Origin of the sequence: Moorena sp. SIO3B2 (assembly GCF_010692525.1) — a bacterium.
GTDB classification, from domain to species: domain Bacteria; phylum Cyanobacteriota; class Cyanobacteriia; order Cyanobacteriales; family Coleofasciculaceae; genus Moorena; species Moorena producens.
Genome location: NZ_JAAHHE010000364.1, coordinates 1 through 5,832, shown reverse-complemented (window position 1 = coordinate 5,832; position 5,832 = coordinate 1). Strand labels below are relative to the sequence as shown.

Here is a 5,832-nt window from a genome sequence, read left to right as displayed (position 1 = left end):
GTGACCGCAAACGGAATTAGTAGAAATACTGAACTTGTGACTAGACTTTGCCAAAGTTTTCTCTTTCACCTCAAGCAGGGCTATAGTTAATCTGGTTAATCTGACCGATAAACTAGAGTCAATCTCCATCAAGGATAATCACCCCTGTGGCACCAGTAACCCCCGACGTAAACCAGCGAATTCAGGAACTGCGGCGACTGTTGCAAAACGCTAGTTATGCCTACTACGTCCTGGACAATCCCATCATGGCAGATGCCATCTACGATCAACTCTACCGGGAACTGCAAGAGCTGGAAACAGAGTATCCTGAGTTAGTAACCTCTGATAGTCCAACCCAGCGGGTAGGAGAAAAACCAGCTACTGGTTTTGTTTCCGTGCGCCACAATATCCCACTCTATAGTCTGGATAATGCCTTTAACCTTGAGGAATTTAGCCAATGGCAAGAACGATGGCAGCGTCATATTTCTGGTGATATTTCCCAAGACTCAGGATTTAATACTGAATACGTTTGTGAACTCAAAATTGACGGTTCAGCATTAGCACTGACCTATGAAAATGGGATTTTGGTCAGGGGAGTGACCAGGGGTGATGGGTCCACAGGAGAAGATATTACTCAGAATGTCCGCACTATTCGCTCTATTCCTTTGCGGCTCAATCTAGACCAACTTAATCTAGACCAACTGCCAGCTTTAGTAGAAGTGCGTGGTGAGGCATTCTTACCTCTGGATGTATTTGAGAGGATTAATCAGGAACGAGCACAAGCAGGTGAACCATTATTTGCTAATCCTCGTAATGCCGCTGCTGGTACCTTGCGCCAATTAGAACCTCGAATTGTTGCTAAACGGCAATTGGCTTTCTTTGCTTATACCTTACATATTCCGAATCAGGATAGTAGTGAGGAGTACACCATCCCAATGCCCAATTGCCAATGGGATGCTCTAGAATTGCTGCAAAAGCTGGGTTTTCCGGTGAATCCCCATCGCCAATGTTGTGCTTCCTTACAGGATGTTCAGGATTATTACAATTACTGGGATGCGAGACGGCAAGATTTACCCTACCTGACCGATGGGGTAGTGGTAAAAATCAATGCTTTCGGGATACAACAACAATTGGGGTTTACCCAGAAGTTTCCTCGTTGGGCGATTGCTCTGAAATATCCGGCTGAAGAAGCTCCCAGTCGTGTGGAAGCAATTACCGTTAATGTGGGACGCACCGGAGCAGTGACACCCTTGGCTATTTTAGAACCAGTGCAATTGGCAGGCACAACAGTACAACGGGCTGCCCTACACAATGGTGATTATGTTGCCCAATTAGATTTGCGAGTTGGGGATACGGTGATTGTACGGAAAGCGGGGGAGATTATCCCGGAGGTGGTACGTGTCTTACCAGAGTTACGTCCTGATCATGCTAAACCCTTCGAGATGCCTACCCATTGCCCTGTTTGTAGTCAACCCTTGGTGCGTCCTAAGGGTGAAGCAGTGACTCGCTGTATTAATTCATCTTGTCCTGCGATTGTTAAGGGCACTCTCACCCACTGGGCAAGTCGTAATGCTCTTGATATTAATGGTTTGGGGGAAAAAATTGTAGAACAATTGGTAGACCAAGGCTTAGTGACATCTGTTGCTGACCTTTATGATTTAACCCTAGACCAGTTGGTGTCATTGGAGCGTATGGGGCATAAGTTAGCCCAGAAGTTGCTAAATGCGATCGCAAAATCCAAAACTCAACCTTGGTCACGAGTCCTTTATGGGTTAGGGATTCGTCATGTGGGTAGTGTCAATGCTCAAACCCTTGTCCAGACTTTTCCTACCATTGAGCAGTTGGCTCAAGCAACCGTCACTGATATTGAGGGAATCTATGGCATTGGACCAGAAATTGCTCAGTCTGTCTGGGGTTGGTTTCAGATTTCCAGCAACCAGACCTTGATTGCTCGATTGCGAGAAGCGGGTTTACAGTTAGAAGCTTCTACTAAAACTATAGCGCTAGACCAAACCCAACCCTTAACCGGAAAAACCTTTGTGATTACTGGCACTTTGCCTACCCTTAAGCGTAGTGACGCGAAAGACTTGATTCAAAACGCTGGTGGTAAGGTTACTAGTGCCGTTAGTGCCAAAACTGATTATTTGGTGGTTGGGGAAGATGCCGGTTCTAAGTTAGAAAAGGCTCAAAAATTAGGAATTACCCAATTAACTGAATCCCAGCTATTAGTAAAATCCCAGAAGTTTCCTGCTACTGAAGAAGCTCCCACAGTGCAATTGGCAGGGACAAAAGTACAACAACGGGCTCTCACCCACTGGGCAAGTCGTAATGCTCTTGATATTAATGGTTTGGGAAAAAAGATTATAGAACAATTGGTAGACCAAGGCTTGGTAACATCTGTTGCTGACCTTTATGATTTAACCCTAGAGCAGCTGGTGTCATTGAAGGGTATTGGGTATAAGTTAGCCCAGAAGTTGCTAAATGCGATCGCAAAATCCAAAACCCAACCTTGGTCACGAGTCCTTTATGGCTTAGGGATTCGTCATGTGGGTAGTGACAAGGCTAAAACCCTTGCCAAGAAATTCCGTAACATTGAGCAGTTGGCTCAAGCAACAATCCCCGATATTGAGGGAATCTACAGCATTGGACCAAAAATTGCTAAGTCTGTCCGGGATTGGTTTCAGAATTCCAGCAACCAGACCTTGATTGATCGATTGCGAGAGGCAGGTTTACAGTCGATTGACAAGAGACCTCTGACCCACTGGGCAAGTCGTTATGCTCTTGATATTAATGGTTTGGGGAAAAAGATTGTAGAACAATTGGTAGACCAAGGCTTGGTGACATCTGTTGCTGACCTTTATAATTTAACCCTAGAGCAGCTGGTGTCATTGAATGGTATTGGGCATAAGTTAGCCCAAAAGTTGCTAAATGCGATCGCAAAATCCAAAACTCAACCTTGGTCACGAGTCCTTTATGGGTTAGGGATTCGTCATGTGGGTAGTGTCAATGCTCAAACCCTTGTCCAGACTTTTCCTACCATTGAGCAGTTGGCTCAAGCAACCGTCACTGATATTGAGGGAATCTATGGCATTGGACCAGAAATTGCTCAGTCTGTCTGGGGTTGGTTTCAGATTTCCAGCAACCAGACCTTGATTGCTCGATTGCGAGAAGCGGGTTTACAGTTAGAAGCTTCTACTAAAACTATAGCGCTAGACCAAACCCAACCCTTAACCGGAAAAACCTTTGTGATTACTGGCACTTTGCCTACCCTTAAGCGTAGTGACGCGAAAGACTTGATTCAAAACGCTGGTGGTAAGGTTACTAGTGCCGTTAGTGCCAAAACTGATTATTTGGTGGTTGGGGAAGATGCCGGTTCTAAGTTAGAAAAGGCTCAAAAATTAGGAATTACCCAATTAACTGAATCCCAGCTATTGGACTTGCTTTAACTGAACGTATTCCAAACAAATCTACGTTACCGATTCCCGATTCTCGATTCCCGATTCCCGATTCCCGATTCCCGATTCTCGATTCCCGATTCCCGATTCCCGATTCCCGATTCCCGATTCCCGATTCCTTATACTTTGGTTGGTTAAACCGGTAAGATGATAAGAAGTAAGCCAACCAAAAAACCCCGCGTCTCATGACCGGGGAGTGGTAACAGTGACTTGAAGGTTTAGCGGTACCGACGCTTGCGTCTGCGAGCGATCGCTTTGCGCTTTTTCTTTTCAATGGGAGTCTCAAAATGACGTAGACGCTTCATATCAGCAAAAATTCCAGCTTTAGATACTTGTCGCTTAAATCTACGCAGGGCTGACTCAATGCCTTCATTTTCACCGACAACCACTTGGGTCATACTAAATTAATCCTCCTAAATTTCAACAAAAAATTCTGCTTATAGTATCATACAATTATACTATCTAGCAAGGTTGCTGATAACAAGACGTGACAGAAGCCTGTGCCACCCTAGAAGCCTGTGCCACCCTACTTGAGTTTTGAATAAAATAAGCTGACGGCTAACGGCTAACGGCTGACGGCTGACGGCTGACGGCTGACGGCTGACGGCTGAAGTTTAGCGATCGCATTTTCAATCAACTCAACTCCTTGGTCAACCGTCTCTATTCTACTGAGTTTCTTACGCAATTCCCCTGCTCCGGGAAACCCTTTGGCGTACCAAGCCATGTGTTTCCGGGATTGATAAATACCACGCTCCCCCTTATAGTGCCATAGACCTTGTAAATGCTCTTTAGCACATTCAAGCAGTTGTACTGGTGTGGTTGGGGGTAACAGTTGTCCGGTTTTCAGGAAATAGTCTATTTCTCCGACTAGAAAGGGATAGCCCAGGGTTCCCCGAGAACACATTACCCCATCAGCACCGGTTTCTTCCAAGCAGCGCACTGCTGCATCGACGGACAAAATATCCCCATTAGCAATCACTGGGATAGACAGCACATCTTTTACCCGCTTAATCCATTCCCAGCGAGCCGAGCCATTATACCCCTGGTCACGAGTACGGCCATGGAGGGTCAACATCTGAGCCCCGGCATCTTCCATACGTTGGGCAAATTCTACCGCATTGATCTCCTGATTAGTCCAGCCAATACGGGTTTTGACCGTTACAGGTACCTCCACCGCCTTGACTACTGACCGTACAATTGCTTCCGCCGTTTCTGGATCTCGCAGTAAAGCAGACCCGCCACCATTTTTAGTAATTTTATTAACAGGGCAACCCATATTGATATCCACAGTATCTGCCCCTTCTGCCACTGCCCTTTGTGCCGCTTGAGCCAGAAATTCCGGGCGACAGTCGAATAATTGGATACTGATCGGTTTTTCTAATGGGTCTACCTCCATAACCTTGGGCAATTCTCGGAGATACTTTAACTGGCTAGCATGAACCATTTCGGTATACATCATCGACTCAGTGGCGTAGCGACGCACTAGGCGACGAAACACCAAGTCGGTTACTCCAGACAGGGGTGACTGTAAAACCCTGCTGTTGACCTCAACCGAGCCAATTTTAAGGGGTGATGCTAACCGTTGCTGTAATTGTGGAGATAGAAATGGCATTGGGAATGGTGTTGTTTCCGTCGTGATCACCTAATAGCATTTTTTAATTAGGTGAGGTACATTTTTTTTGTTTTATGGAGCAGGGAGCAGGGACTTCGGAGCAGCGATAATTATTTAATAGTAAACAGGGAATGGGGAACAGGGAATAGCTAAAATTCGTACCTCATTGCTATGAAGATTGCTATATTTCTCTTTCATCAGTCTGGGAAAACTTTTGTGATTCCTAAGTTCTGTAACTTTTGTACAAACGGCGATCGCTTCTCTATTTTCTAATAAGAATCAGAAAATAGAGCTAAATCTCAACAACTCTGTGACTGTAACCTGAAAGCGCGATCGCAATCTCCGAGAATGACAGAACACAGATATAGCGCTGATCATACTTAGCTGATCATACTTATAGCAGTACTTATAGCAGTTCTTAATTATCACTCCCGATCTCCCCACAGCTTCCGACTCCCGACTCCCGATTCCCGACTCCCGTTCCCCTCCTGGGAGGGGTTAGGGGTGGGTTCCGATTCCCGACTCCCGACTCCCGACTCCCGACTCCCTATCCCGTTTCAGTTTCAGTTTCCTCTACTACTCTCAAGACGGCAAACACAACTGATTTGTTACGGTTCACACCAATCCCAACAGCCGTTAATTTTCGTAAATTAGACACAGGCAAGGCAACAAAAAGGGGTCAGGAAAAAAACATACATGGGTTTTGACCATAGCAGTCCTAATTCAAACGTGACGGAAATCAGAACTCTTGGTGGATTCTTCCCCAACTTCGGTGATATTCCCTAT

5 protein-coding genes are annotated in these 5,832 nt (G+C 45.7%); 2 read left to right on the top strand and 3 right to left on the bottom strand.

The genetic code is table 11. The features are described 5' to 3' along the window. Positions 1-146: 146 nt before the first annotated feature. The gene (ligA, locus tag F6K38_RS33665; protein WP_287359451.1) at positions 147-3,425 is read left to right on the top strand and encodes an NAD-dependent DNA ligase LigA; all 3,279 of its coding nucleotides are present in this window, start codon (positions 147-149) and stop codon (positions 3,423-3,425) included. Here ligA and F6K38_RS33660 read toward each other — a convergent pair. The 3 genes from F6K38_RS33660 to dusB all read right to left on the bottom strand — a co-directional run bounded on the left by F6K38_RS33660 (position 3,385) and on the right by dusB (position 5,046). After that, a complete protein-coding gene (locus tag F6K38_RS33660; RefSeq protein WP_287263482.1) occupies positions 3,385-3,621 on the bottom strand; it encodes a hypothetical protein in 237 nt (78 codons plus the stop codon). The two genes, ligA and F6K38_RS33660, sit on opposite strands and share 41 nt — an antisense overlap. 31 nt (positions 3,622-3,652) lie before the next feature. After that, entirely contained in the window at positions 3,653-3,832 is a 180-nt protein-coding gene (gene rpsU / locus F6K38_RS33655) for a 30S ribosomal protein S21 (protein ID WP_008186741.1), read from the bottom strand. Between the two features lie 167 nt (positions 3,833-3,999). Then, positions 4,000-5,046 carry a tRNA dihydrouridine synthase DusB gene (dusB, locus tag F6K38_RS33650; protein WP_044493932.1) on the bottom strand — a complete coding sequence of 349 codons (1,047 nt, stop codon included), beginning with the start codon at positions 5,044-5,046 and terminating at the stop codon, positions 4,000-4,002. A gap of 504 nt (positions 5,047-5,550) precedes the next feature. Here dusB and F6K38_RS33645 point away from each other — a divergent pair. Further along, positions 5,551-5,700 carry a hypothetical protein gene (locus F6K38_RS33645; protein WP_154659853.1) on the top strand — a complete coding sequence of 50 codons (150 nt, stop codon included), beginning with the start codon at positions 5,551-5,553 and terminating at the stop codon, positions 5,698-5,700. The last annotated feature ends 132 nt before the right edge of the window (positions 5,701-5,832 follow it).